This is a genomic window from Nocardia brasiliensis, assembly GCF_042691675.1.
Taxonomy (GTDB): Bacteria; Actinomycetota; Actinomycetes; order Mycobacteriales; family Mycobacteriaceae; genus Nocardia; species Nocardia brasiliensis_D.
In genome coordinates this window covers 1-22,757 of record NZ_CP170507.1, presented here as the reverse complement: position 1 = coordinate 22,757, position 22,757 = coordinate 1, and the positions used below count along the sequence as shown (strand labels likewise).

Genomic DNA, 22,757 nt, shown 5'->3' with positions numbered 1-22,757 from the left:
GTCGGTGCCACTCGTGTCGCGTCCTGGACCGCGCCGGCCCGGGTAGTCGATCTCGACGGCTCGGCGAGGCGCTGAGCTGGAGCTACTGCGGGAAAGGCGCGGTTGTGCCAGCATAGGCCAATGACCTTGGGGCGCCTACATGTATCCGCACGTACTCGTAACCGGCTCATTGTCGGGACGGCCGTCGCGTTGGCGGGTGGCGTGGCCTGGCTGGTCCGCAGCAAGCGGCCACAGCCGCCCGCGCCCGCCCCGGCGCCGCCGCGCATCGGCTACTCACGCAACGGTTCGGCACCGACTCCCGTGGCGGGCGCCAGCGCCGAGAACGGGCGCTGACCTGATCACCGGCTCTTTTCTTGGGCCTTTTCGAGTGGATCGCCCGCGCCACGCCCGTTGTCGTTGAGCAATTCTTCGGCCTCGTGTCCGGTGAGCGTGAGGAAGACGTCGTCGAGCGAGGGCCTGCGCAGGCCGACATCGTGCAGTATCACGTCGTGCTCGGCGAGCTTGCCGATCGCCACGACCAGTGCCTGCGAGCCGTCGGATACCGGAACGGTGATTCGGCGCAACCCCGGCTCGACGTGAATCTCGCCGTCGGCCAGACCTTTCAGCGCCTCCATCGCGGCACCGAGATTGTCCGCATGGTCGACGGTCAGCTCGATCCGGTCGCCGCCGACCATGGTCTTGAGCTCGTCGGCGGTGCCGCGGGCGATGACCTTGCCGTGGTCGATCACCGCGATCGCGTCGGCCAGCCGATCGGCCTCATCCATGTACTGCGTGGTGAGCAGCAGCGTGGTGCCGCCCGCCACCAACTCCTCGATGACGTCCCAGAGACCCAGCCTGGCCCGGGGATCCAAGCCGGTGGTCGGCTCGTCGAGAAACAGCACGGGCGGGTTGGCCACCAACGCGCCCGCCAGGTCGAGACGCCTGCGCATACCGCCGGAATACGTTTTCACCGGACGGTCGGCGGCATCGCTGAGCCGGAACCGGTCGAGCAGTTCGCGGGCTCGCTCCTTGCTGCGCTGCACACCCAGGTGATACAGCCGCCCCACCATTTCCAAATTCTCGAAGCCGGTCAGGTATTCGTCCACCGCGGCGTACTGGCCGGACGCGCCGATGCGGGAGCGCAGCGTCCGCGGATCACGCAACACGTCGACACCCGCGACCGTGGCCCGTCCGGCATCCGGCACCAGGAGGGTGCTGAGCACCCGAACCGTGGTGGTCTTACCTGCGCCATTGGGTCCGAGTAGCGCGGTGACGGTCCCCTCGGGGACCGAAAGGTCGAGTCCGTCGAGGGCGATTACATCGCCGTATCGTTTGACCAGACCCTCGGCGACTATTGCGTCGGGCATGATTCTCCTGAGTTCGTCAGTTTTCGTGGGATGTATTTGCGCGACGCCAGTGATCTGGTGTCGACCGAATTCGATGGATCGGGGTGACTGGGCGATACTCGAGTCAGTATTGCGCCACCCACTGACAATTTCATCCGTTTTGTTCGCTATCTCCGGGCGTCTACCATTCCGGGACTCGCGCGAGGACGCCCCGCCGTCGCGATGGCCTCGAAGAGCGGCCGCACCCCGATCCAGGCGGTGCTCGGGGGTGCCGGATCGAGGTGCGACCAAGTAAATAGTCCCGCGCGCCACCCCGCCGAGTCGTGCGTAGCGCACTACCCGATTCGACACCATGCGGTACTCGGGCCCGATTCGCGTTGCCGTGAAAACAGCCGAGCGACTTGAGCGCTCGGTCCACGCAACTTACCGCTCCCGACCGGTGCGAACAAATGTTCGTACCGGGTACGACACATCGAGACGGCACCGACATGCCGACTAGGCGACACACGACGCTTATGCAGCGCCACCGAAGCCCGAATAGCGCATAACCGACAGCGATCCTCGCCACACAGCGACCGGTCGGCATGTTTCCGCAGCACGTTCCGACCCCGGCTCCGCTTCGCCAAAAGGCCAGGTATCAACCAGCGCAACAGCCCTTTTGGCAAACACCAGGCCACCATCGAACAGTGGCGCGGAAGGGCGCTTCACCTACCCGAAACGACCTCGGACTATCAAAACGTAAGCCGACCCAAAAAATCTTCGAAAAGTGGCACTCCCCACGCGCACACAATCGGGGATCATCGCGTAGGATCATTCAAGTCGGCCCCTCCCCCCCGGGCCGACCTTACGCGGGCCTCGGCTAACTCCCCCCCTTCGCCGAGGCCCGCTCCCCATTTCTGGACCAGGTCAGGCGACCTGATCATCACCGGTCAGCACCGATCGCCAGGCCGTAGCCAGCCGCTGATCCCGCACCCGTCCGGCGACCGCGAGCAACGGACGATCGCGCTCCCACCGTTGCCTGGTGACCGAATCCACGGACTCCCACAGGGAATCCGACTCCGTCAGCAACCGGCCGAAATATTCGAACGCGCCACCGAGCGCGATGTGCACGCCGGGCGAGCTCGGTGCGTCGATATCCAGCCCGCGCACCGCCGCGAGCACGGTCAGCAGTCGCTCCAGCACGGCCCGCGGCCACGCCGACGCCCGTGCCACCCGAACCAGCCAGCCCAGCGTGGCCGCGAGCACGTGAATGTCCTCGATCGTACGGAACGGCTTGAGGTAGTCCAGGTAGCCGTCGCCCGGCAACACCAGCGCCGCAACATCTGTCAGCGTGACCGTGGCGTGCGGGATCTCCGGGGCAAACGGCGTCGCCGGCAGATTCGTCACGTGCACCCCCGGCGCACCCACATCGACCATGGTGGCGCGCAACCGGTTCCGGCCATCCTCGGCCAAGCCGACACCGGCGATCACCACCAGCCGCTGCGCCAGCATGCCCAGCGTGGCAAAGGATTTGGTCCCGTTGAGCCGGTACCGGTCCAACTCCTCGGTGAGCGTCGTGCGGATCGCCGACGGGTGGGCGCCGCCCGCCTCGGTCGCACACAACGCCACCAGCTCGTCACCCGGCAGGTCGGGAATCAGCGTCCGCAGCGCCTCCTGATAGCCGGAGAGGAACGCGAAACCGAGCCGGTCGGCGCCGAATCCGCCGGCGATGGCGACATCGACCGGCTTACCGAATCGGTTCGCGGCCACCCGATGCCGCGTCCAGGCCGCGCCGACATCGTCCAGCGGCGTCGTGGCGAGGGGTTCGGTCAGCAGAAAATCGAGCACTGAATCCACTCGTGCACGGTAACCGGCGGTGGGTGGCCGCGGCGCCGCGTCACACCGCGACGCGTTCCGCACCGGCCGGTGCCTGCCAGATCCGGCTGCGTAGATCCGTGCCGCGAATCACCTGGATCCGCCACGGATCCAGCCGCAGGATCTGCAGTTTCGGGTCCTGCGGCGAGTGCCAGAACTGGCCGAGGTCGTATCCCGCGCCGGGCGGGCTGGTCTGCCCATAGAGCTGCCAAACCCGCTGCCTGATCTCGGGCGCGTCGACCCACTCGGCGGTGGCGTCCACCGCCACCGAATGGTTACCCGGCGCCCAGTAGGAGAAGTTGACATGCGGATTGGCCGCGATATGCGCCGCCTTGATCGGCGTCTTATAGGTCGCCAGCCAGCCGAGCGGGCTGCCGTCGACGTTCTCCCAGACCGGGATCAGCACCCTCGTCCGCGGCCGATTCCGCTGATCCACGGTCACCATGGTGGCGTAGTTGATCCGCCCGACGAACGTGTTGAATTCACCCTCGATGTCAGCGAACGAGGCGACCTTGCTGGTCATGCCACCGCCCCTGCCTCGGTAAGGCCGAGCCGCTGACCCCGGCCTCCGTCGACCGCCGGCTCGACGGTGATGAAGGTGGCCGAGCCCATGCCGTACGTGCCGCCTGTCACAACGGCCTTCCTACTTTCGGTCCCGTTCACGATCCGTCGCCTCTTTCCTCGACTGGTTCTCTCGGTTACTTCTAGTAACTGACAGCATCATGAGTCACCGCCGCTGACCACGGAAGACGGCACTTCAGAGTTACTCGGTTACCGCGGGGATACCGACTTCGTGCGCCTATGGCGACGGGGTCGACCGCTCGCACGCGGGTGGTGACCGGCTAGCAACCTGCGGCGCTGCACATGCGCGTTCTGCCGTCGAGCAGTAACACTGAGGAGTCACATTCGCTTCGGAAGGAGCCTGACCTGTGCCGAAACCAGACGACGCACGCAAGAGGGCACTTTTCGACAATGAGGCCAGACTGTCCTGGGTGCTGGCCGGATTGGCGGGCTTGATCGGGGCGGCGGCATTCATGCACACCGCTGGCTACTTCGTCACGTTCATGACCGGCAATACCGAGCGCGCCATCCTCGGGCATTTCAGCGGCCAGAAGGACACCGCGGTCGCGGCGGCGGCGCTGCTCGCGTCGTTCGTTTCTGGCGTCGTGGTGGCGTCCTGGTGCCGCAGGCACTACTGGTCCGGGCATCCGCATGGGCCGACGCTGCTGACCACGCTGAGCCTGGCGGCGGCGTCGCTCATCGACGGCGTGCGGTTTCAAGACCCGGACACCGCCACCATCGACTTCGTGCCGATCCTGTTCGTCGCGTTCGGGGTCGGCGCGCTCAACACCTCGTTCGTGAAGAACGGCGAGGTGTCGGTGCCGCTGAGTTACGTCACCGGCACCCTGGTCAAGCTGGCGCAGGGCATCGAACGCCATATCAGCGGCGGGGACTACGCGGACTGGCTCGGATACTTCCTGCTGTACCTGAGTTTCGCGCTGGGCGCCTTGCTCGGTGGATTGCTGAGCATGCTCGTCGCCGGATGGGCCATGCTCATCACCGCGACCGTCGTCTGCCTGATCGTGACCGGCTATACCTACCTGCATCTGGATCGGCACGGCCCGCTCTCCGGCCGCTGACCCCGACAGCTCCCCGTGCGTTTGTCGGTTTGTCCGGTTACGGTGGCCGCGTGGTGGAGAATATCGGGGTCGATGCCGACCAGTTCGCGGCGCTGGTCCTGCAACAGCTGAACGACATCGGCGAGCAGGACGCGCAGTACGACCCGGACGAGTTCCAGATCGTCGTCGGCAGTTGGAATCTGTACCTGGGCAATATTTTCCGGGAGACCACCGGCCTGCCCGCCGCCGAACGCGACGCCCGGATCGCCCGCTTCGTCGCCACCGTCCGCGACAACGACGAGCCGGACGCCTGGCCCGAGGCGCGGTCCGCCCTACGACCCATCCTGCGTCCCAACGCGTTCGGACTCGACTCGCCGTCCGAGGACATGCGGCCGATCACCCGCCCCGCGTTCCCTTTCGTCGACGAGTTGGTCGCGATCGACCGCCCCAACTCTCGCTCGATCGTCTCGGCCGCGACGCTCGACCGCTGGGGCATCAGCGCCGACGAGGTATTCGACGCGGCTCGCGAAAACCTCAGGGCCATGGTGGGTTCCAGCGGCATCAAGCAGGCGGGCCTGCTTCATTTCGGCGACAACGGCGACGGCTACTGCACCTCGTGGCCATTGGTCCCCGGCTGGCTCGCCGGTTCCGGCGACGGACAGCACCGCTCGATCGCCTTCATGCCCGACGTCGACACCTTGATCATCACCCCCGACACCGGCGACCTCGCCCCACTTTTCGAACACGTCGAGAAGCACTACCGAGAAGCCGTCCGCCCCATCTCCCCACAGGGCTACACGGTCGACGACCACGGCACGGTGATCCCTCTCGACCAGTCCCCAAGACACCGCCACCTCCCCTTCGTCCAACGAGCCCGATGTGGTTTAGCCGTAACCGAATACGACGCCCAAACCCAAGCCCTCAACGACGCCATGGAAAACGACTACACCTACCCCCACCACGAAGACCTCGCCCCCGCCTTCGTAGGTTCGGTCCTCTACGTCGGCAGCGACAACGGCCCCTACACCGCCACAGTCTGGGGCGAAGACGTCGAATACCTCCTCCCCGAAGCAGATTCCGTAGTCTTCTGCACCGAACGAAACGGCGAAATGATCACCCTCTTCGAAACCCCCTTCCCCGCAGTAGCCGAAATCACCGGCCTGACCCCAATTCCCGACATGTCCCCCCGCCGCTACGAGATCCGCCACTGGCCCAACCCCGAAACCCTCGCCCGACTAGAGGCCGCCGCAGTCTCCCGCTGACCAGCAGCACCTCGCGAGACGAATTGGGGCAAGCTACACAACCGGCACCTCGGGCGGGCGATCCGGGGCGACCGAAATCCGGCGCATCTGCAGGTAACAGCCCGCCAATGCGTCAACTGCGGCTTCAAAGCAGCGCACACCTCGGCGTCGTCCGGCGCAAGCATCGCAGAAGGCGAACCTGAGTGGGGTTCATAAGGACCGGGCAGGCACCGAGAGCAGCAACCGAACCACGGTGGAGCGGACATCCCAGGACCGCAAACCGCAGGTGGGGGGTCCGGGGGGCGAAGCCCCGCCGGGCGGGGCGTGGGGGCTACGCCCCCACAAAACACGCGAAACAAGACCCAGCGAGCGCTCTACGCGAGCACTCGCCGGCTATCGAGTGGAGCCTAGGGGAATCGAACCCCTAACCCCTGCCTTGCGGACGGGAACCAGCGAGCTCTTTCGTTGGTTCCCGTTCTTGCGTACTAGCTGGGCGCAGGCTGAATTCCGTAACCCGTCGAGACTCATTGATTCCGGCCGATTCGCACTGAAAGCGTGTCGTTAACGTGTCACGGGTCAAGTGCCCCAACAGGCCGTACACGTGCTGAATCAAGGCGACTACACGGGCCAAGATGGTCGCCAATTGGCCCAGACTCGACCCCCTACGAGGCGGGGGACCCCTCCCCCTGCCCTCATCCGGTCACCGCACCACTCTGTTGTTCTCCCCACGTACGGATTCCACGGGCTTTTTATCTAATGCGAAATAGCTATAACACCAGGCATGCGACGGGCGATAGATCAGTATGTCGAACGATCATGAACCGAAAGGCTCAAGCGAGAAGGATCCGCCGAAACCTCAGTCAAAACAGCCGAAACCGAAGCCGCCACCTACCGACAAAAAGGGGCTTGAGGTTGAGAAGATCCGAGGGAAGCGGGCACACGATCGGGGGCGTCGCCGTGGCTGATCAGGGCACTACGTATGCAGCGTTCATTGCCGCTGAGCTGAAGACCGAGCGTGAGCGCAGAGCGACCTTCGATGCGCGTGGACAGGCATTGGTTACCACCTCAAGCGCCCTCTTCACCCTGTTCGCAGGCGTAGCCGCTCTGGTCAAGACCCCCGCGACGACTCGGTTGCCCACAGAAGGCTTAGTGGCGGGCATCGTGACACTGCTGTTGTTCGTCGGGGCCGCAATTTGCGGTGTCATCGCGGGCTGGAATGGGCAGTATGAGGTAGCAAAATCGGACACTCTTGACGCCTTGGTCTCGGAATCCCGATGGACAGACGATGAGGTGGACGCCCGAAACAATGTCTCCGCCCTGGCCGCGCGCACCGTGCGAACCATGCGTGAAACCACCAATTTCAAAGTCCGATGGGTTGGAATCGGCCTCGTGCTCCAAGTGCTCGCGCTGGTAGCACTGGGAATGACGGTGTTCCTGACAATCGTGAACAGTTGAGCTGCCACGACCCCGAAACCCGTACAACGGCGCTGCTGCTATACAGAACGATGGCGCACAAGGCTAGGGAGGGGCGCAGGCCCCCTGGGTGTGTTGTTCCTGCTCACGAGTTCTCTTGCACGGTCGGGCATTGACCGATTGGACGCACTCGGATAACTTTCCTCCCTTCGCCTCCGAGCGGAGTACACCGAGGAGCTCGTCATGCTGAATGAGGGATGGCGCGACCAGTACGAGCGCATGCTGCGGGCACACCGCCGCCTCGTAATCGCATGTAGTCCACTCGAAGATGCTGGTTCGGACGACGCCCGCGACACGCTCTACGCATTCTTCGAAGAGGCTTACAAGCTGAAGGACTGGGTCAAGGTCGACACGGCGACCTGCCATCTCGGGAGTGCCGTGGAGAGGGCGGTTAGTCGCTCGGTTGCACTGGCCGCGTGCGCCGACATCGCCAACGGGGCCAAGCATTTGCACCTGAATGGCTCCCCGCGCAGCGCCGGCAGTCGGCACGCGGAGATTTCATCGCAGGGCGTGACCATCTTTGCCCCACCTGCGAAGGCGACGATTCATGGCGACGGCACCATTACCCACGAGGTGAGCGAAGGCGGACGCACCCAGCACACCTGGACGGTAACTGCAGACCACGGCAACGTTTACGACGCATTGGTTCTCGCAAACACCGCCGTAGCGGACTGGGATGCGTGGCTGAATGCCAGGAAACTTCTCTGATTTCGTCACCTGACCGCACTCCGAAGCCGGTAGCTTTGGGCAATGCTGGATCGCGGACCGGCCTGGGCGTGGCGTCTCGCTCAGAGCGAGTTGGAGATACCACTACCCCGACGATGGGCGCACACCCAGGGAGTTGCGCGCGCGGCAGCTGCTCTTGCCGAAAGGCTCAGCTGCGACCGTGACTTGTTGGTCGCATCCGCCGTTCTGCACGACGTTGGTTACGCACCGCGGATTGCGGTCACCGGCTTCCATCCACTCGACGGCGCTCGTTTCCTGCGCGATGAGCACCAGGCCGACGAAAGAGTGGTGCGCCTGGTCGCCAATCACACGTGCGCCCTACTCGAGGCGGAGGAACGAGGGCTGGGTGACGAGCTGGCGTCTGAGTTTCCCGTCCTCGATGACGAACTCCTGACGGACGCGCTGACCTTCTGCGATATGACCACCACGCCCGACGGAGCACCAACAACTCCGACCGAACGGATTGGCGAGATCGAGGGCCGCTATGGACCCGATTCGATTGTGGGGCGGTTCATCCGGCGTGCTGAGCCGAGCATTCTCGCGATGGCCGGCCGGATCGACAGTGCGTTGTCGGCTCAGCCGAGGAAGGGGTAATTGCCGGACAGATAGTCGCCGATCTGCTGGCGCATGCTTGGGTGGATGTCGTACTGATCCAGGTCTTCCGGAGGAACGAACGTCACACCGTCGGCCTCCTCGTTGATGGTCGGCTCGCCTTCGACCGGTCGACCGACGTACCATCACTGGAACGGTTGTTCGCAACACGGACAAAGGGCTGCACCGCCAGGAGTGGACCAAGAGCGACTCCGGATACCGCGCGGTGAAGTTGCCTGCGCTCCGCAGTGGGTACGCTCCTGCGCCTTCAGGTGGAAGCCACGTCCAACAAACTCGACTTGGTGTTTCGGACCGCAAGGGCGGTGTACGCGACCCGCACAACTTCCGCCGGACTTGGCGGCAGGCACGCGGCCCCAGTTCGCGTGGATCACAGGAAAGACCTTCCGCAAGACCGTCGCAACGCTCATCGCAGCGGAGTACGGACCGGAGCAGGCCGCCAGCCAGCTCGGCCACGCCGATGACGGGGTGGTTGCACGCAAGCACTACATCGACAAGCCCCACGAAGCCCCCGACTTCACGCCGGCTCTGGACCGGCTCGCCAGCTGAATCCGTGTCGATTCCGTGTCACCCGGGGGGAATCCAAAAGAAAATGACCAGCGTTTCCGCTGGTCATCCGTGGAGCCTAGGGGAATCGAACCCCTAACCCCTGCCTTGCAAAGGCAGTGCTCTGCCAATTGAGCTAAGGCCCCGTGTCAGCGGGTGGTGACCTCGTGCCACAGGTCCGCGTCGTTGCGCTGGCGCAGCTTGGAGATGCCGATGAGAACCGCGATCACGGCGCCTGCCGTGATTAAAAACTTCATGGTTCCCACCCTACTGTCGTGTTCGGGAGTGGGCCTAGGAGGACTTGAACCTCCGACCTCTTCGTTATCAGCGAAGCGCTCTAACCGCCTGAGCTATAGGCCCGTACGGCCCTTGTGCGGGTAGCACCTGAGCCGAGAGTAGAGACTACCCGACTGGTCATCGGACAACCAAAACGGCTGGTAGTGGCGTCGCATCGGGCTCGCGCCGCCGTGCGTACCCCGCTTCATCCGGAAACCGAAACGGCCGGTACAACCCCGGGCAGGGGCGAGTACCGGCCGTCTGGAGGCCAGAGTTCTAGTCGGGATCGGCGAGTGTCACCTGGATGCCGCCGACCAGATCACAGCACTGGTTGTAGATGAACGTGCCGACGGTGCCGAGCGCGGTGAACAGCACCACATTGATCAGGCCGATGACGCCCGCGTAGCCGAAGACCGTGCCGGCGTCGATGAGCCCGACCGACCCGCTGTCCTGGGACACCATGTCGGTGAAGGTGTTGTTCAACCGTTCCCACACGCCCATGCCCTCGAGCACGATGTAGAGCAGGCCGACCGCGAGCATCCAGACGAAGAACATGGCGACGCTGATCACCAGCGAGATCTTCAGGGTCGACCACGGGTCGATCCGGCGGATCTGCACGGTGGCCCGCAGCGGCTCGCCGGTGGCGACGGCCGCGGCGACGGCGACCGGCACGGCGGGCGAGATCGGTGTCTGCGGACCGGTGTGTTCGGCGGACGGCGGCAGCGGGTGCCGGATCTCCGACAGATCCGGCATGTCCTTGATCAGCTCGGGACGCGCGATGCTGCGGGTGGGTCCGTCGATGCCGACGGACTTCACCATCGCCGCTTCCTTGCGGGCCGCCTTGGCGGCGAGGTCGACGGTGGTGCGCGCGTTGGTCACGCCACCACCGAGACCGCCACCGCCGCCACCACCCGGGCCGCCGGAGCCGCCGGAGCCGCTCGGGCGTCCGGTGACCGGCGCCTGGCCGGGGCGGTACAGGTTGGACTGCGGCTCCCGCTGCGGCAGTTGCGCCCAGCCGTCCTGGAACGGCGATTGGCCGCCGCCGTTGCCGCCGGACTGATCCCCCGACTCGGGTGCGCCGGGCTCAGAGTTGTTCATCCGGACAGTCTGGTCGACCGACTCCGGCCCGCCTTGACCGGGAGCCTGCTCCGGTGCGGACTGCCTGCCCGCGAAATCGCCTTGCTTGTCTTGCATTTCGCGTTGCTGCCCGTGCTGGGCGGACGCGGTTTGCGCACCGTGCTGCTGCTGGCCACCGCCCGGCTGACCGCCGTGCTGTTGCTGACCGCCGTGCTGTTGCTGGCCACCGTGCTGTTGCTGGCCACCGTGCTGTTGCTGGCCACCGTGCTGTTGCTGGCCACCGTGCTGCTGTCCGCCCTGCTGGCCACCGGCGGACTGGCCACCACCCTGTTGGCCGCCGTTCGGCTGACCGGCACCTGGCTGCCCGCCGCCCGGCTGACCGTTCTCGGCCGACGAGGCCGGCCGCGGAATCGGCCGCGGCGGAATCGGTGACGGTGCGATCCGTTCGGTCACACCGTTCGTCTGGTGCCGCTCGTCATTCGGCTGATTCGGAGTGGTCAATGGGAATCCTTAGATCCGTTCGTTGCCGCCGCTGTTGGGTTACTACTCAGAGGAACCGGTGTCGCTGTCTTCGCCTGCGAGCAGATCGGGATCGGGCTCGTCGGCATTGCGCGCGATAGCAAGCAACGTATCGCCCTCGCCGAGGTTCATCAATCGCACGCCCTTGGTCTGTCGTCCAGCCTTGCGAACCTGCTTGGCCACCGTCCGGATGACACCACCACCGGATGTGATCGCGTACAACTCATCCTCGTCTTCGACGATGAGCGCACCGACAAGGGTGCCACGCTTGGGGTCGTACTGGATGGTCAATACGCCTTTACCACCGCGACCCTGTGCCGTGTACTCCTCGATCGCGGTGCGCTTAGCGTAACCGCCGGCGGTGGCCACCAGCAGATATGTATCCGGTCGCACAACGTTCAGCGACAAGAGTTCATCGGAGGCGTTGAACCGCATGCCTTGCACACCGGAGGTGGCGCGGCCCATCGGACGCAGCGCCTCGTCGGTCGCGGAGAACCGGATCGACTGGCCGAGCGCCGACACCAGCAGCAGGTCGTCGTCGGACGAGCAGAGCACGGCGCCGACCAGTTCGTCCTCGTCGCGCAGGTTCACCGCGACGATGCCGCCGGTGCGGTTGGAATCGAAGTCCGACAGCTTCGACTTCTTCACGAGGCCATTCTTGGTGGCGAGCACCAGATAGGGAGCGACTTCGTAGTTTTTGATCTGGATGATCTGGGCGATCTTCTCGTCCGGCTGGAAGGCGAGCAGGTTCGCCACGTGCTGACCGCGCGCGGTGCGGTTGGCCTCGGGCAGCTCGTACGCCTTGGCGCGGTAGACCCGGCCCTTGTTGGTGAAGAACAGCAGCCAGTCGTGCGTCGACGAGATGAAGAAGTGCCGGACCAGGTCGTCCTGCTTGAGGCCCGCGCCCTGCACGCCCTTGCCGCCGCGCTTCTGGCTGCGGTAGAGGTCGGTCTTGGTGCGTTTGGCGTAGCCGGTCTCGGTGATGGTGACGACCACGTCCTCGCGGGCGATCAGGTCCTCGTCGGCCACGTCGCCGTCAGCGGCGATGATCTTGGTGCGCCGATCGTCGCCGTACTTGTCGACGATCTCGGCCAGTTCGTCGCGCACGATGGCGCGCTGGCGCTCCGGCTTGGCGAGAATGTCCTTCAAATCGGCGATTTCGAGTTCGATCTTCGCCAACTCGTCGACGATCTTCTGCCGCTCCAACGCCGAGAGTCGGCGCAGCTGCATGTCGAGGATGGCGGTTGCCTGGATCTCGTCGATGTCGAGCAACTGCATCAGGCCGGTGCGCGCGGTGTCGGTGTTGGCCGAGCGCCGGATCAGCGCGATGACCTCATCGAGCGCGTCGAGCGCCTTGACCAGGCCGCGCAGGATGTGGGCCCGCTCCTCGGCCTTGCGCAGCAAGTACTTGGTGCGCCGGACGATGACGTCCAACTGGTGCTTGACGTAGAGCCGGATCATCTGGTCGAGCCGCAGCGTGCGCGGCACGCCGTCGACGATCGACAGCATGTTGCAGCCGAAACTGGTCTGCAGCTGGGTGTGCTTGTAGAGGTTGTTCAGCACGACCTTGGCGACGGCGTCCCGCTTGACGGTGACGACGATTCGCATGCCCGCGCGGTCCGAGGACTCGTCGTGGATGTCGGAGATGCCCGCGATCTTGCCGTCGCGCACCTGCTCGGCGATCGAGTTGATGAAGTTGTCGGTGTTGACCTGGTACGGCAGCTCGGTGATGACCAGGGTGGTCCGGCCCTTGTTGTCTTCTTCGATCTCGACAACACCGCGCATCCGGACAGACCCGCGGCCGGTGGAGTAGGCATCGTGGATGCCCTGACTGCCGACGATCAGACCATAGGTCGGGAAGTCCGGGCCTTTGACCCGTTCCATGCAGGCAGCCAACGTCGACTCTTCGTCGGCGTCGAAATTGTCCAGCGCCCAGTAGATCGCCTCGGCCAGCTCACGCAAATTGTGCGGCGGAATGTTCGTCGCCATGCCGACCGCGATGCCGTTGCTGCCGTTCATCAGCAGCGCGGGCACCCGGCTCGGCAGCACGGTCGGCTCCTGCGAGCGACCGTCGTAGTTCGGGATGAAATCGACGGTCTCGTGGTCGATCTCGCGCAGCATCTCCATCGCGAGCGGGGTGAGCCTGCACTCGGTGTACCGCATGGCGGCGGCGCCGTCGTTGCCGCGGGAACCGAAGTTGCCCTGTCCGTCGACCAGCGGGTAGCGCAGCGACCACGGCTGCGCCATGCGCACGAGGGTGTCGTAGATCGACGCGTCACCGTGCGGGTGGTAGTTACCCATGGTCTCGGCGACCGGGCGCGCGGACTTCACATAGCCGCGGTCGGGCCGATACCCGTTGTCGTACATCGCGTACAGCACGCGCCGGTGCACCGGCTTGAGGCCGTCGCGCACCTCGGGCAGCGCGCGGCCGACGATCACGCTCATCGCGTAATCGATGTAGCTGTTCTGCATTTCCTGCTGGATGTCGACCGGGTCGATCCGGTCGCCGCCGGCGCCTCCGTACGGAGGCAGCGTCGTGTCGGTCATGAAGTCTCCTTAGCGGGCGGTGCGGTTGCGGTTCGGGCTCACGCCCGGGAACTGGCGCACCGGCTTATACGTCGAGGAAGCGAACGTCCTTGGCATTGCGGGTGATGAAGCTGCGGCGTGCTTCCACGTCCTCGCCCATCAGCACGCTGAACAACTCGTCGGCCGCGGCGGCATCGTCCAAGGTGACCAGCTTGAGCACACGCGCGGACGGGTCCATGGTGGTCTCCCACAGTTCCTTGGCGTTCATCTCACCCAGGCCCTTGTAGCGCTGGACACCGTCGTCTTTGTTGATCTTCTTGCCCGCCGCCAGACCGGCTTCGAGCAGACCATCGCGTTCACGGTCGGAGTAGGCGAACTCCGGATCACTGCGCTGCCACTTGAGCTTGTACAACGGCGGCTGAGCCAGATACACATGACCCTGTTCGACCAGCGGGCGCATGAACCGGAACAACAACGTCAACAACAACGTCGCGATGTGCTGACCATCGACATCGGCATCGGCCATCAACACGATCTTGTGATACCGCAACTTCGCGATATCGAACTCGTCATGGATACCGGTACCGAACGCGGTGATGATCGACTGCACCTCGTTGTTCTTCAACACCCGGTCGATACGGGCCTTCTCGACATTGATGATCTTTCCCCGCAACGGCAAGATCGCCTGATACATCGAATCACGCCCGGACTTGGCCGACCCACCAGCCGAATCACCCTCGACGATATAGATCTCGGACCGACTCGGATCCTTGGACCGGCAATCAGCCAACTTACCCGGCAACCCACCCAGATCCGTCGCCGACTTACGCCGCACCAACTCCCGCGCCTTACGCGCGGCCACCCGCGCCTGCGCCGAGGACACCGCCTTGTTCACGATCGTCTTGGCATCAGCGGGATTGGCCTCGAACCAATGCGACAGATGCTCGTTACACGCCTTCTGCACAAACGACTTGACCTCGGTATTACCCAACTTGGTCTTGGTCTGGCCCTCGAACTGCGGCTCGGAAACCTTCACACTCACAATCGCGGCCAAACCCTCCCGGATATCATCACCGGTGAGGTTGCCGTCTTTTTCCTTGAGCAGCTTCTTGTCCTTGGCGTACTTGTTGACCACCGTGGTCAACGCCGCCCGGAACCCCTCCTCATGCGTGCCACCCTCATGAGTGTTGATCGTGTTGGCGAAGGTATGCACCGACTCCGAATACCCCGAGTTCCACTGCATCGCCACCTCGAGCTCATGCCCGGTGCCCTTACCGGTGAACCCGACCACCGAATTATGAATCGGCTGCTTGGTCCGATTGATATGACGCACAAAATCCTCCAGACCACCGGGATAGTGGTAAGTCCGGGTCTTGACCTTGTGCTCGACCGGAGCGGCATTGCCGTCCTCGGCGTGCTTGGGCGCCTCCGCGGTCTCACTGACCACATCATCGGTGACCTCGGCATCGGTGACCCGCTCATCGGTCAAGGTGATGGTCAGGCCCTTGTTCAGGAACGCCATCTCCTGCAACCGACGAGCCACGGTCTCGAAGTTGTAGGTGGTGGTCTCGAAGATGTTCGGATCGGCCCAGAACCGGATCGTGGTGCCGGTCCGCTTCGACGGCTCACCCTTGATCAACTTGCCCGGAATCGAGTCCTTGTAGGTCTGGCTCCAGTGGTAGCCGTCGCGGTCGATCTCCGCCTCCAGCTGAGAGGACAGCGCGTTCACCACGGAGATACCGACGCCGTGCAGACCACCGGACACCGCATAGGAGTCGGAGTCGAACTTGCCGCCCGCGTGCAGCTGCGTCATGACCACCTCGATGGTCGGTACGCCCTGCGCGTGCATGGCCACCGGGATGCCACGGCCGTCGTCGACCACCTCGACGCCGCCGTCGGCGAGCAGAGTGACCTCGACCTTGGACGCGTACCCGGCCATCGCCTCGTCGACGGAGTTGTCGACGACCTCCCAGATCAGGTGGTGCAGACCACGCTCACCGGTGGAACCGATGTACATGCCGGGACGCTTACGGACCGCCTCGAGCCCCTCGAGGACCGTAATGGACGAGGCGCCGTAGTCCGCCTTGCCCGAGGTAGCGTTGGTCGAGCCCGATGCATTGGAGTCGTTGGCAGCCACTGGTCGGTAGCTCTCCTTACTTGCTGATCCTCCTGGCGGGGCACTGCACAGCACGCGTTGGCCCCTGGTCTGTATGTCGAGAAATACGGGGCCGCGCGGGCGGTACGGAACGCGCCGAAGGTGATCGCCGCTAGTTACGTCACCATCCTACTGGTACAGCCAACCTACAGTGCACCTACGACACCCCTGACAGCTCCGTGAATGCGAGAAATCGGATTGCCGCGAGTCTGTTCCGCCCTTCGGCCCTCTGGCTCGCCCCTGGGAGGAATCGGACGGTGCCCTTCGGGGCGGTCGGAGAAGCGTGCGACGGAGGGGCGGAATGCCCGTATTTCCGGGCCAGTCGCGGTAGCCGACGGATTACTCATTCGCTTCGGGAGATGAGCTCACGGCTGGCGGCGCGTTCTGGTTGGAAGTCGACCGTCCTCAGCCGTAGGCACGGCATCAGTCGAGGTCCAGACGCTGTGCCGGTGCTGGCGGAGCCGGTCGGCCGCCCCAGTTCCACCGAAATCGCTTGTGGCGTCGGGCGATATCGCGGAGCGTTTCACGTGGAACGCCGCTGCGGCTATCCGTAGGTATCACGGGGCCCGCGTCCCTTCACGTGACGGTCACCCTTGCGCCAACTGGGTGCCGCGGGACCGGTGATCTTCAGCGACGTGACGATTCCGGGGCCGACCGCGGCATTGATCTTCGCCAGAATCTGGCTCTGCAACATGCGCAATTGGGTTGCCCACGCGGTGGATTCGGCGGCAATGCTCAACACATTGTCCTTCAAGGTCAACGGGGTGGCATGCGAGGCGATGTCCTCGCCGACGACACCGGCCCAGCGGCCGAACACCATTCCTTCGGCGACCTTGGTGGACCAGCCGCGGTTCTTGGCGAGCGAGCCGGTCAGCTTTCCGAAGGGTTGGGGATCACGTTGGTCCGGACCGGCACCCGACCAACCGCTGCGCCGCCGCGCCCCGGTCCGGAGCTTCCGCTGTGGTGAGGATCGGCCCTGGCCGACCGACTTGCCGCTGGCCTTAGCCGCCGCGCGGGCCTCCTCGAGCGCCCGCCTGGCCAAATCGATACCGCGCAGTTCCGGCTCCTGCCCTGCCGGTTCGCCACCCTGCGGCTGCTGATCGGTCACCCGGGCTTCCTCTCGTCTCGCGCGGCCAGAGGGTCACTCTACGACAGGGCACCGACGAAACAGTCGCCTCGGGCGGGCCGGACGACGATCGAGTTCTCCACAGGACCTGTTGATAAGCATGCTCTTCTGTGCATAAGAAGGCGTAGCGGGACCCGGTCAGCGCACGAATGCGACTGTCACGGTGATGGTGTGGCGGCCTCGGCGATCCGTGAGGTCCGACCGTCCGGTCCGCCGGTGGTCTCCACCCGCATCGGCACCGCGGCGAGCTCGGCCGGGACGTCCTCCGGCACGGCCGCGGTGATCAACACCTGTTCCGCGCCCGCTGCCACCGCGGCAAGAGCGGTGCGACGGCGGCGGTCGAGTTCGGCGAAGACATCGTCGAGCAATAAGACCGGCTCGGATCCGGTGGCGCGCAACAACTCGAACGCGCCGAGCCGCAGAGCCAGTGCGAAGGACCATGATTCGCCGTGACTGGCGAAACCCTTGGCCGGCGCGTCGCCGAGGTTCAGCTCGAGCTCGTCGCGGTGCGGGCCGACCAGGCATACGCCGCGTTCCAGTTCCTTCGGCCGGGCTGCGGCGAGTTCGCGCAGCATGATGGCCTCCAGCGCCTCGGTGTCGTCCGGCTGGGGTTCCCTTGCGGGGTCGAGGAATTCGGGCGGCAAGTGGGCGCTGCGGTAAGCGATTGCGGCGGGCCGTGATTCGGGGGCGATCGCGGCGTACGACTGGGCCAGATACGGATACAGGTCGTGTACCAGTCGCAGCCGGTACGTCAGCAACACCGAGGCGTGGGTGGCCAGGTGGCCGTCCCATACGTCGAGGGTGCCCAGCTCCGTCTTCGATCGGGCTTGCCGCCCAGCGGATTTCAGCAATGCCGAGCGCTGGCGCAGCACCCGGTCGTAATCGCTGCGGACCGCGGCGAGCCTGGGCAGGCGGGCTGTGCACAACTCGTCCATGAACCTGCGCCGCTCACCCGGGTCGCCGCGAACCAGGGCCAGGTCCTCTGGGGCGAACAGCACGGTCTGCAGGATGCCGAGGATCTCCCGCGGCCGACGGGCCGGTGACCGATTGATCTGCGCGCGGTTGGCGGCGCCTTGGTTCAGCTCGATGTCGATGCGTAGTTCGCGCCCACTGTTGACGACGGACGCACCGATCCGCGCCCGGTCGGCACCCATCCTGATCAGCGGGGCATCGGCGGCGACACGATGGGAACCGAGCGTGGCCAGGTAACCGATCGCCTCGAGCAGGTTCGTCTTGCCGTTGCCGTTCGAGCCGAGGAAAACGGTTCGCCCTGGGGATAATTCGAGCTCCGCGTGGTCCCAGGAGCGGAAGTCACGCAGTGACAGTGTTCGGATGAACATCCGCTACCGGACCTCTGCCTGCCCGAGTTCCGCCATGCCGACCTGCGCGCTGCGCACCAAAGGCGTTGCCGCCCACCCACAGTCTGTGGAAGACCTGTTGATGAACTGCGCCCGCGTCGACCGTCTCGTAGCGGAATCGCGCAGCGTCGCTATCGATTTCGCAGTGCCCGAGGCAGTGACCGAACTCGGATCGCGATCATGCACAGGCGCTCAGCCCGGGAGCCGGACCGGCATCAGCAGGTAGGTGTACGGGCTGTCCAGCGCCGCGAACGCACCCGACTCGAGCACCTTCGGCTCGTCCTCGACGGCGGGCAGCAGCACCGCGGGACGACTCGGTGTGGTGAACCCGAAGGTGACCCGCTCGGCGTGCAGCGCGGACAGGCCGTCGATCAGGTAGCCGGGGTTGAACGCGATGGTCAGCGATTCACCGCGGAAGTCGGCCTCCAGCCATTCCTCGGCGCGACCGGCGTCGTCACCGCCCGCGGACAGCAGCAGGCCCTCGGTGGAGAACTCCAGCCGCACCTGGGCGCCGCGCTCGGCGACCAGCGCGACACGCTTGATCGCCTCGGTCAGCACCGACACCTGGAGGGTGGCGATGGAGGTGTGTTCCTTCGGCAGCAGCTGACGGAACTTGGGGAATTCGGCGTCGAGCAGCCGGGTGGTGGTGCGCCTGCCCGCGTTCACGATGCCGAGTAGGCCGTCCGAGCCCGCACCGGTGCCCAGCGACAGCTGCACGGGGGCGTCGGACGTACCGAGCGTCTTGGCGGCCTCGGACAGCGTCCTGGCCGGAATGAGCACCGCGGTCTCGATATCGGCGTTGGCGGGCGACCATTCGATGTGACGGACCGCGAGCCGGAACCGGTCGGTGGCCGCGAGCACGACATGCGAGCCCTCGATCTCGACGCGAATGCCGGTGAGCATCGGCAGCGTGTCGTCCCGGCCCGCCGCGACGGCGACCTGGCCGACCGCATTGGCGAACACGTCGACGCTCAGTTCGCCGGACTGCTGCGGCACCTCGGGAAGCTGGGGATAGTCCTCGACCGGCATGGTCGGCAGCGAGAACTTCGCGCTGCCACAGCTGATCAGTACGCGAGTGCCGTCGACCGACACGTCGACCGGCTTGTTCGACAGCGCCTTGGTGATGTCGGCGAGCAGCCGGCCGGAGACGAGTACCTCGCCGGGACCGGCGACCTCGGCGGCGACGCGCATCTGCGCGGAGACCTCGTAGTCGAAGCCGGAGACGGTCAGCCCGCTGTCGTCGGCCACGAGCAGCACACCGCCGAGTACCGGCACGGGAGGCCGGGACGGGAGGCTACGTGCCACCCAGGCAACCGATTCCGCGAAGTCCTCTCGGGCGACCCGAAACTTCATGCTTGCAAGCTCCATCGCCCGATCTGTCCTCTCCCAGTTCCGTGAGCTGTTGTGCGGTGGCCGGACATTCGTCCTCCAAGCCTGTCGGCTCGTCAACGTTGATTCGCGAAGGGTGCTGGATCGGCCGCCATCAAAAGTGTGGCACAGGCGACCGACACCAAACCGTACCCGCGAGTGGAGCTGTGGCCTAGCCCGACCCTCCGGGGAGTGCGCGCAGGTGTGGATCAGTCGGCGCGGGTGGGTTCGAGTTCGAGTCGGCGAGCTATCCGTGCGAGGACGGGATCGGACGGTCCGGGGAGCTGAGCGCCGATCGCGGATCCGAGTTCGGCTCGTCTCCTTGCCTGGGGACGGGAGTGGTTCGGGCCGTGACCCTCTTCGACCGACTTTCCACACAACCTGTTTTCAAGAGAGTTCTTCTAGGAGAAGAACTGAAGTAGTAGTAGGCACTGTGGAATCTGTGTACTGCGGCCGAAACCGCTGGTCGGCGGGCGTGGTGCCGTGGGGATGACCGGAGCGTGTCTCGAGGATGAACGAGGGGCGTCTGTGGAGTTCCGAAGTTGTCCCACATTCATCCTCGAGTGCTCCTCGAGTTGTTCCACCGAATTCACCCGGTTGTTCACACGTGTGTACCGATTCGTGGACAACTCGAGGAATCCTCGAGGACTCCACACGGACTCCTCGAGGATTCCCCAACCCCTTGACCGACTGCCGTGCTGGTCACTGCCTGTGCGCAAGATCTGCGGGGGAAGCTGTGGATGAAGGCCTGTTAGCGGACGCCGCGCGGTCCATCCCCACACCTGTTAGCGATCCCGTGCACAACTCGGTGTTTACTCGAGGACTCCACAAGGATTCCTCGAGGAATCCACAGGCCACAAAAAAGCACCGCCCCAGGTCAGGGGCGGTGCGGGGGTGTTAGCGAAACTCAGCGCGAGCGTTGCTTGATTCGGGCTGTTAGTTCTTGCACCTGGTCGTACACCCGGCGCCGTTCGGTCATCTCCTTGCGGATCTTTTTCTCCGCGTACATGACCGTGGTGTGGTCTCGGCCGAACGCCTGACCGATCTTCGGCAGGGACAGATCGGTCAGCTCACGGCACAGATACATGGCGATCTGCCGCGCCTGCGCCAGCGGGCGCGCCTTGCCAGGGCCGGTCAGTTCCTCGAGCGTGGTGTTGAAGTACTCGGCGGTGACGGCCATGATCGTCGCCGCGTTGATCTCCAGCGCCGCGGTATCCGGCATCAGATCGCGCAGCACCACCTCGGCCAGGGGGAGATCCAGCGGCTGCCCGTTCAGCGACGCGAACGCGGTCACCCGGATCAGCGCGCCCTCCAGCTCGCGAATATTGCGTTCGACCCGGGTGGCGATCAGTTCCATCACGTCGTGCGGCACGTCGAGGCGGTCCATCCGCGCCTTCTTGCGCAGGATGGCGATGCGGGTCTCCAGCTCGGGCGGCTGCACGTCGGTGATCAGGCCCCACTCGAACCGGGTCCGCAGCCGTTCCTCCAGCGTGGCCAGCTGCTTGGGCGGGCGGTCCGAGGAGACGACGATCTGCTTGTTGGCGTTGTGCAGGGTATTGAAGGTGTGGAAGAACTCCTCCTGGATACCTTCCTTGCCCTCGATGAACTGGATGTCGTCGACGAGCAGGATGTCGGTCTCGCGGTAGCGGCGTTTGAACGCCACCTTCCGGTCGTCACGCAGGCTGTTGATGAAGTCGTTGGTGAATTCCTCGGTCGAGACGTACTTCACCCGCATGCCGGGAAACAGGCGCTGGGCGTAGTGGCCGGCCGCGTGTAGTAGGTGCGTCTTGCCCAAACCCGAAGCACCCCAGACGAATAGCGGGTTGTACGCGCGGGCGGGGGCCTCCGCGATGGCGACTGCGGCGGCGTGTGCGAACCGGTTGGACGCGCCGATTACGAAGGTTTCGAAGGTGTACTTCGCGTTCAGGCTGGCCGAGGAACTCGACGGGGCCGAGCTCTCCTGCGACTTGGTGAAGTAGGTCGGCCAGGAATTGCGGGCGTTGACCACCGGCTCGTCGTCGCGGTCGGCGCGCGGGCTCTCGGACTCACGGACCGACTCGTGCGCGGCTGCCAGATCGGGGGCGTCGGATTCCGCCGCCTCGCGCACGGGCGCGCGGACCGGACCGCGCACAGCGGCGGGCCCTGGATCGGGTGTGAACAAGGACTCCTGGCCGGGCGGGATCGATTCGCGGCGCGGCGGTAGGCCTTGTTCGCGGCGCTGCGCAGGCGTGGGTTCGTGCCTGGGGGCGGACTGCAGCTCGGTTTGGGGGGCGTATTCGTCGTGGCCCGCGTACTCGTCGCGCGCGTAGTCCTGCCGGTCGTACTCGCCTGCGGACCCGTATTCCGGCGCGTACTCGTTGTCGGCGTATCCGGATCCACTGTTGTAGCTGGGAGCCTGGTCGTACTCGTTGGACTGGGCATAACGCGGTTGCTGGTAGTCGTCGCGCCCCTGATATTCGCCGCCTGGGTAACCGGCCTGGCCGCGTCCGGTGTCGCGAGGGCCACTATCTCGGGTGCGGTTGTCACGATGTCCGTTGTCACGGGGTCCGTTGTCACGGGGTCCGTTGTCACGGGGTCCGTTGTCACGGGGTCCGTTGTCCCTGGAACGTTCGGGCGTGCTCGTCATCCTGGCATGCCTGGGATTGCTGCCGGGCCGCTCAGTGGCCGGGGTAGCGGGCGCGGCGATCCGCACGCCGAGCCCTTCCACCTGGGGGCCGAGGCGCCGGGCCAGCGACCGCAGGATCGGTTCGCGCAGATCGCGTTCGATGGCCTCCTGGGCCAACGAGGAAGGCACCGAGAGCAGGGCGAACCCCTGCGCCACCGTCAGCGGCTTGACCAGTTTCAGCCAGGCCTGCTGCGCTCTGGTCACCGGCGGAATGGCACCGTCCGGTGAGCCGGTGGTCAGCTCGGCAACTACCTCGGGCCACACCGTGGCCAACACGTTCTGCTCGTCGTCCAT

General features: G+C 65.3%; 19 protein-coding genes and 2 tRNA genes. 8 read left to right on the top strand and 13 right to left on the bottom strand.

The window, feature by feature from the left end:
• The first annotated feature begins 120 nt into the window (after window positions 1–120).
• Entirely contained in the window at window positions 121–333 is a 213-nt protein-coding gene (locus ACFK0J_RS00105) for a hypothetical protein (protein WP_378735312.1), read from the top strand.
• A gap of 5 nt (window positions 334–338) precedes the next feature.
• Here the strand turns inward: ACFK0J_RS00105 and ACFK0J_RS00100 are convergent, their stop codons facing one another.
• The 3 genes from ACFK0J_RS00100 to ACFK0J_RS00090 form a co-directional block, all read right to left on the bottom strand.
• Window positions 339–1,346: an ATP-binding cassette domain-containing protein gene (locus ACFK0J_RS00100; RefSeq protein WP_378735310.1), complete on the bottom strand. Its 1,008-nt coding sequence runs from the start codon at window positions 1,344–1,346 to the stop codon at window positions 339–341.
• Between the two features lie 885 nt (window positions 1,347–2,231).
• The gene (locus ACFK0J_RS00095) at window positions 2,232–3,161 is read right to left on the bottom strand and encodes an acyl-CoA dehydrogenase (RefSeq protein ID WP_378735308.1); all 930 of its coding nucleotides are present in this window, start codon (window positions 3,159–3,161) and stop codon (window positions 2,232–2,234) included.
• A 40-nt stretch (window positions 3,162–3,201) separates the two neighbouring features.
• The gene (locus ACFK0J_RS00090; RefSeq protein WP_378735306.1) at window positions 3,202–3,702 is read right to left on the bottom strand and encodes a pyridoxamine 5'-phosphate oxidase family protein; all 501 of its coding nucleotides are present in this window, start codon (window positions 3,700–3,702) and stop codon (window positions 3,202–3,204) included.
• 406 nt (window positions 3,703–4,108) lie between these two features.
• Here ACFK0J_RS00090 and ACFK0J_RS00085 point away from each other — a divergent pair, with 406 nt between their 5' ends.
• The 6 genes from ACFK0J_RS00085 (at window position 4,109) to ACFK0J_RS00060 (ending at window position 9,396) form a co-directional block, all read left to right on the top strand.
• Entirely contained in the window at window positions 4,109–4,819 is a 711-nt protein-coding gene (locus ACFK0J_RS00085; protein WP_378735304.1) for a YoaK family protein, read from the top strand.
• Between the two features lie 50 nt (window positions 4,820–4,869).
• The gene (locus ACFK0J_RS00080; RefSeq protein ID WP_378735302.1) at window positions 4,870–6,060 is read left to right on the top strand and encodes a hypothetical protein; all 1,191 of its coding nucleotides are present in this window, start codon (window positions 4,870–4,872) and stop codon (window positions 6,058–6,060) included.
• A gap of 936 nt (window positions 6,061–6,996) precedes the next feature.
• Window positions 6,997–7,494: a hypothetical protein gene (locus tag ACFK0J_RS00075; RefSeq protein ID WP_378735300.1), complete on the top strand. Its 498-nt coding sequence runs from the start codon at window positions 6,997–6,999 to the stop codon at window positions 7,492–7,494.
• 201 nt (window positions 7,495–7,695) lie between these two features.
• Entirely contained in the window at window positions 7,696–8,220 is a 525-nt protein-coding gene (locus tag ACFK0J_RS00070) for a hypothetical protein (RefSeq protein ID WP_378735298.1), read from the top strand.
• 42 nt (window positions 8,221–8,262) lie between these two features.
• Window positions 8,263–8,832, top strand: coding sequence for an HD domain-containing protein (locus ACFK0J_RS00065; protein ID WP_378735296.1), 570 nt, complete (start codon window positions 8,263–8,265; stop codon window positions 8,830–8,832).
• Between the two features lie 351 nt (window positions 8,833–9,183).
• Window positions 9,184–9,396 (top strand): hypothetical protein, encoded by a 213-nt coding sequence (locus ACFK0J_RS00060; protein WP_378735294.1) that lies wholly within the window; start codon window positions 9,184–9,186, stop codon window positions 9,394–9,396.
• A 70-nt stretch (window positions 9,397–9,466) separates the two neighbouring features.
• Here ACFK0J_RS00060 and ACFK0J_RS00055 read toward each other — a convergent pair.
• The 4 genes from ACFK0J_RS00055 to ACFK0J_RS00040 all read right to left on the bottom strand — a co-directional run bounded on the left by ACFK0J_RS00055 (window position 9,467) and on the right by ACFK0J_RS00040 (window position 10,863).
• Window positions 9,467–9,539, bottom strand: a tRNA-Ala gene (locus ACFK0J_RS00055).
• A 3-nt stretch (window positions 9,540–9,542) separates the two neighbouring features.
• Window positions 9,543–9,650: a DLW-39 family protein gene (locus ACFK0J_RS00050; RefSeq protein WP_218472505.1), complete on the bottom strand. Its 108-nt coding sequence runs from the start codon at window positions 9,648–9,650 to the stop codon at window positions 9,543–9,545.
• A 29-nt stretch (window positions 9,651–9,679) separates the two neighbouring features.
• A tRNA-Ile gene (locus tag ACFK0J_RS00045) sits at window positions 9,680–9,753 on the bottom strand.
• A 192-nt stretch (window positions 9,754–9,945) separates the two neighbouring features.
• Window positions 9,946–10,863, bottom strand: a complete 918-nt coding sequence (locus tag ACFK0J_RS00040) for a DUF3566 domain-containing protein (protein ID WP_378735292.1) — start codon at window positions 10,861–10,863, stop codon at window positions 9,946–9,948.
• Window positions 10,864–10,869: 6 nt separating this feature from the next.
• Here ACFK0J_RS00040 and ACFK0J_RS00035 point away from each other — a divergent pair, with 6 nt between their 5' ends.
• Window positions 10,870–11,178, top strand: coding sequence for a hypothetical protein (locus ACFK0J_RS00035; protein WP_378735290.1), 309 nt, complete (start codon window positions 10,870–10,872; stop codon window positions 11,176–11,178).
• 111 nt (window positions 11,179–11,289) lie between these two features.
• Here ACFK0J_RS00035 and gyrA read toward each other — a convergent pair whose 3' ends face one another.
• From gyrA to dnaA, 6 genes are all read right to left on the bottom strand, one after another.
• Window positions 11,290–13,812: a DNA gyrase subunit A gene (gyrA, locus tag ACFK0J_RS00030; protein WP_378735288.1), complete on the bottom strand. Its 2,523-nt coding sequence runs from the start codon at window positions 13,810–13,812 to the stop codon at window positions 11,290–11,292.
• Between the two features lie 64 nt (window positions 13,813–13,876).
• A complete protein-coding gene (gene gyrB, locus ACFK0J_RS00025) occupies window positions 13,877–15,928 on the bottom strand; it encodes a DNA topoisomerase (ATP-hydrolyzing) subunit B (protein WP_378735286.1) in 2,052 nt (683 codons plus the stop codon).
• A 562-nt stretch (window positions 15,929–16,490) separates the two neighbouring features.
• On the bottom strand, window positions 16,491–17,054 hold the full coding sequence (locus tag ACFK0J_RS00020) for a DUF721 family protein (RefSeq protein WP_378735284.1): 564 nt from the start codon (window positions 17,052–17,054) through the stop codon (window positions 16,491–16,493).
• A 176-nt stretch (window positions 17,055–17,230) separates the two neighbouring features.
• Complete coding sequence (recF, locus tag ACFK0J_RS00015; protein ID WP_378735282.1) at window positions 17,231–18,412, bottom strand: DNA replication/repair protein RecF; 1,182 nt, start codon at window positions 18,410–18,412, stop codon at window positions 17,231–17,233.
• 210 nt (window positions 18,413–18,622) lie between these two features.
• Window positions 18,623–19,798 (bottom strand): DNA polymerase III subunit beta, encoded by a 1,176-nt coding sequence (gene dnaN, locus ACFK0J_RS00010; protein WP_378735280.1) that lies wholly within the window; start codon window positions 19,796–19,798, stop codon window positions 18,623–18,625.
• 907 nt (window positions 19,799–20,705) lie between these two features.
• Window positions 20,706–22,757 carry a chromosomal replication initiator protein DnaA gene (gene dnaA / locus ACFK0J_RS00005; RefSeq protein ID WP_378735278.1) on the bottom strand — a complete coding sequence of 684 codons (2,052 nt, stop codon included), beginning with the start codon at window positions 22,755–22,757 and terminating at the stop codon, window positions 20,706–20,708.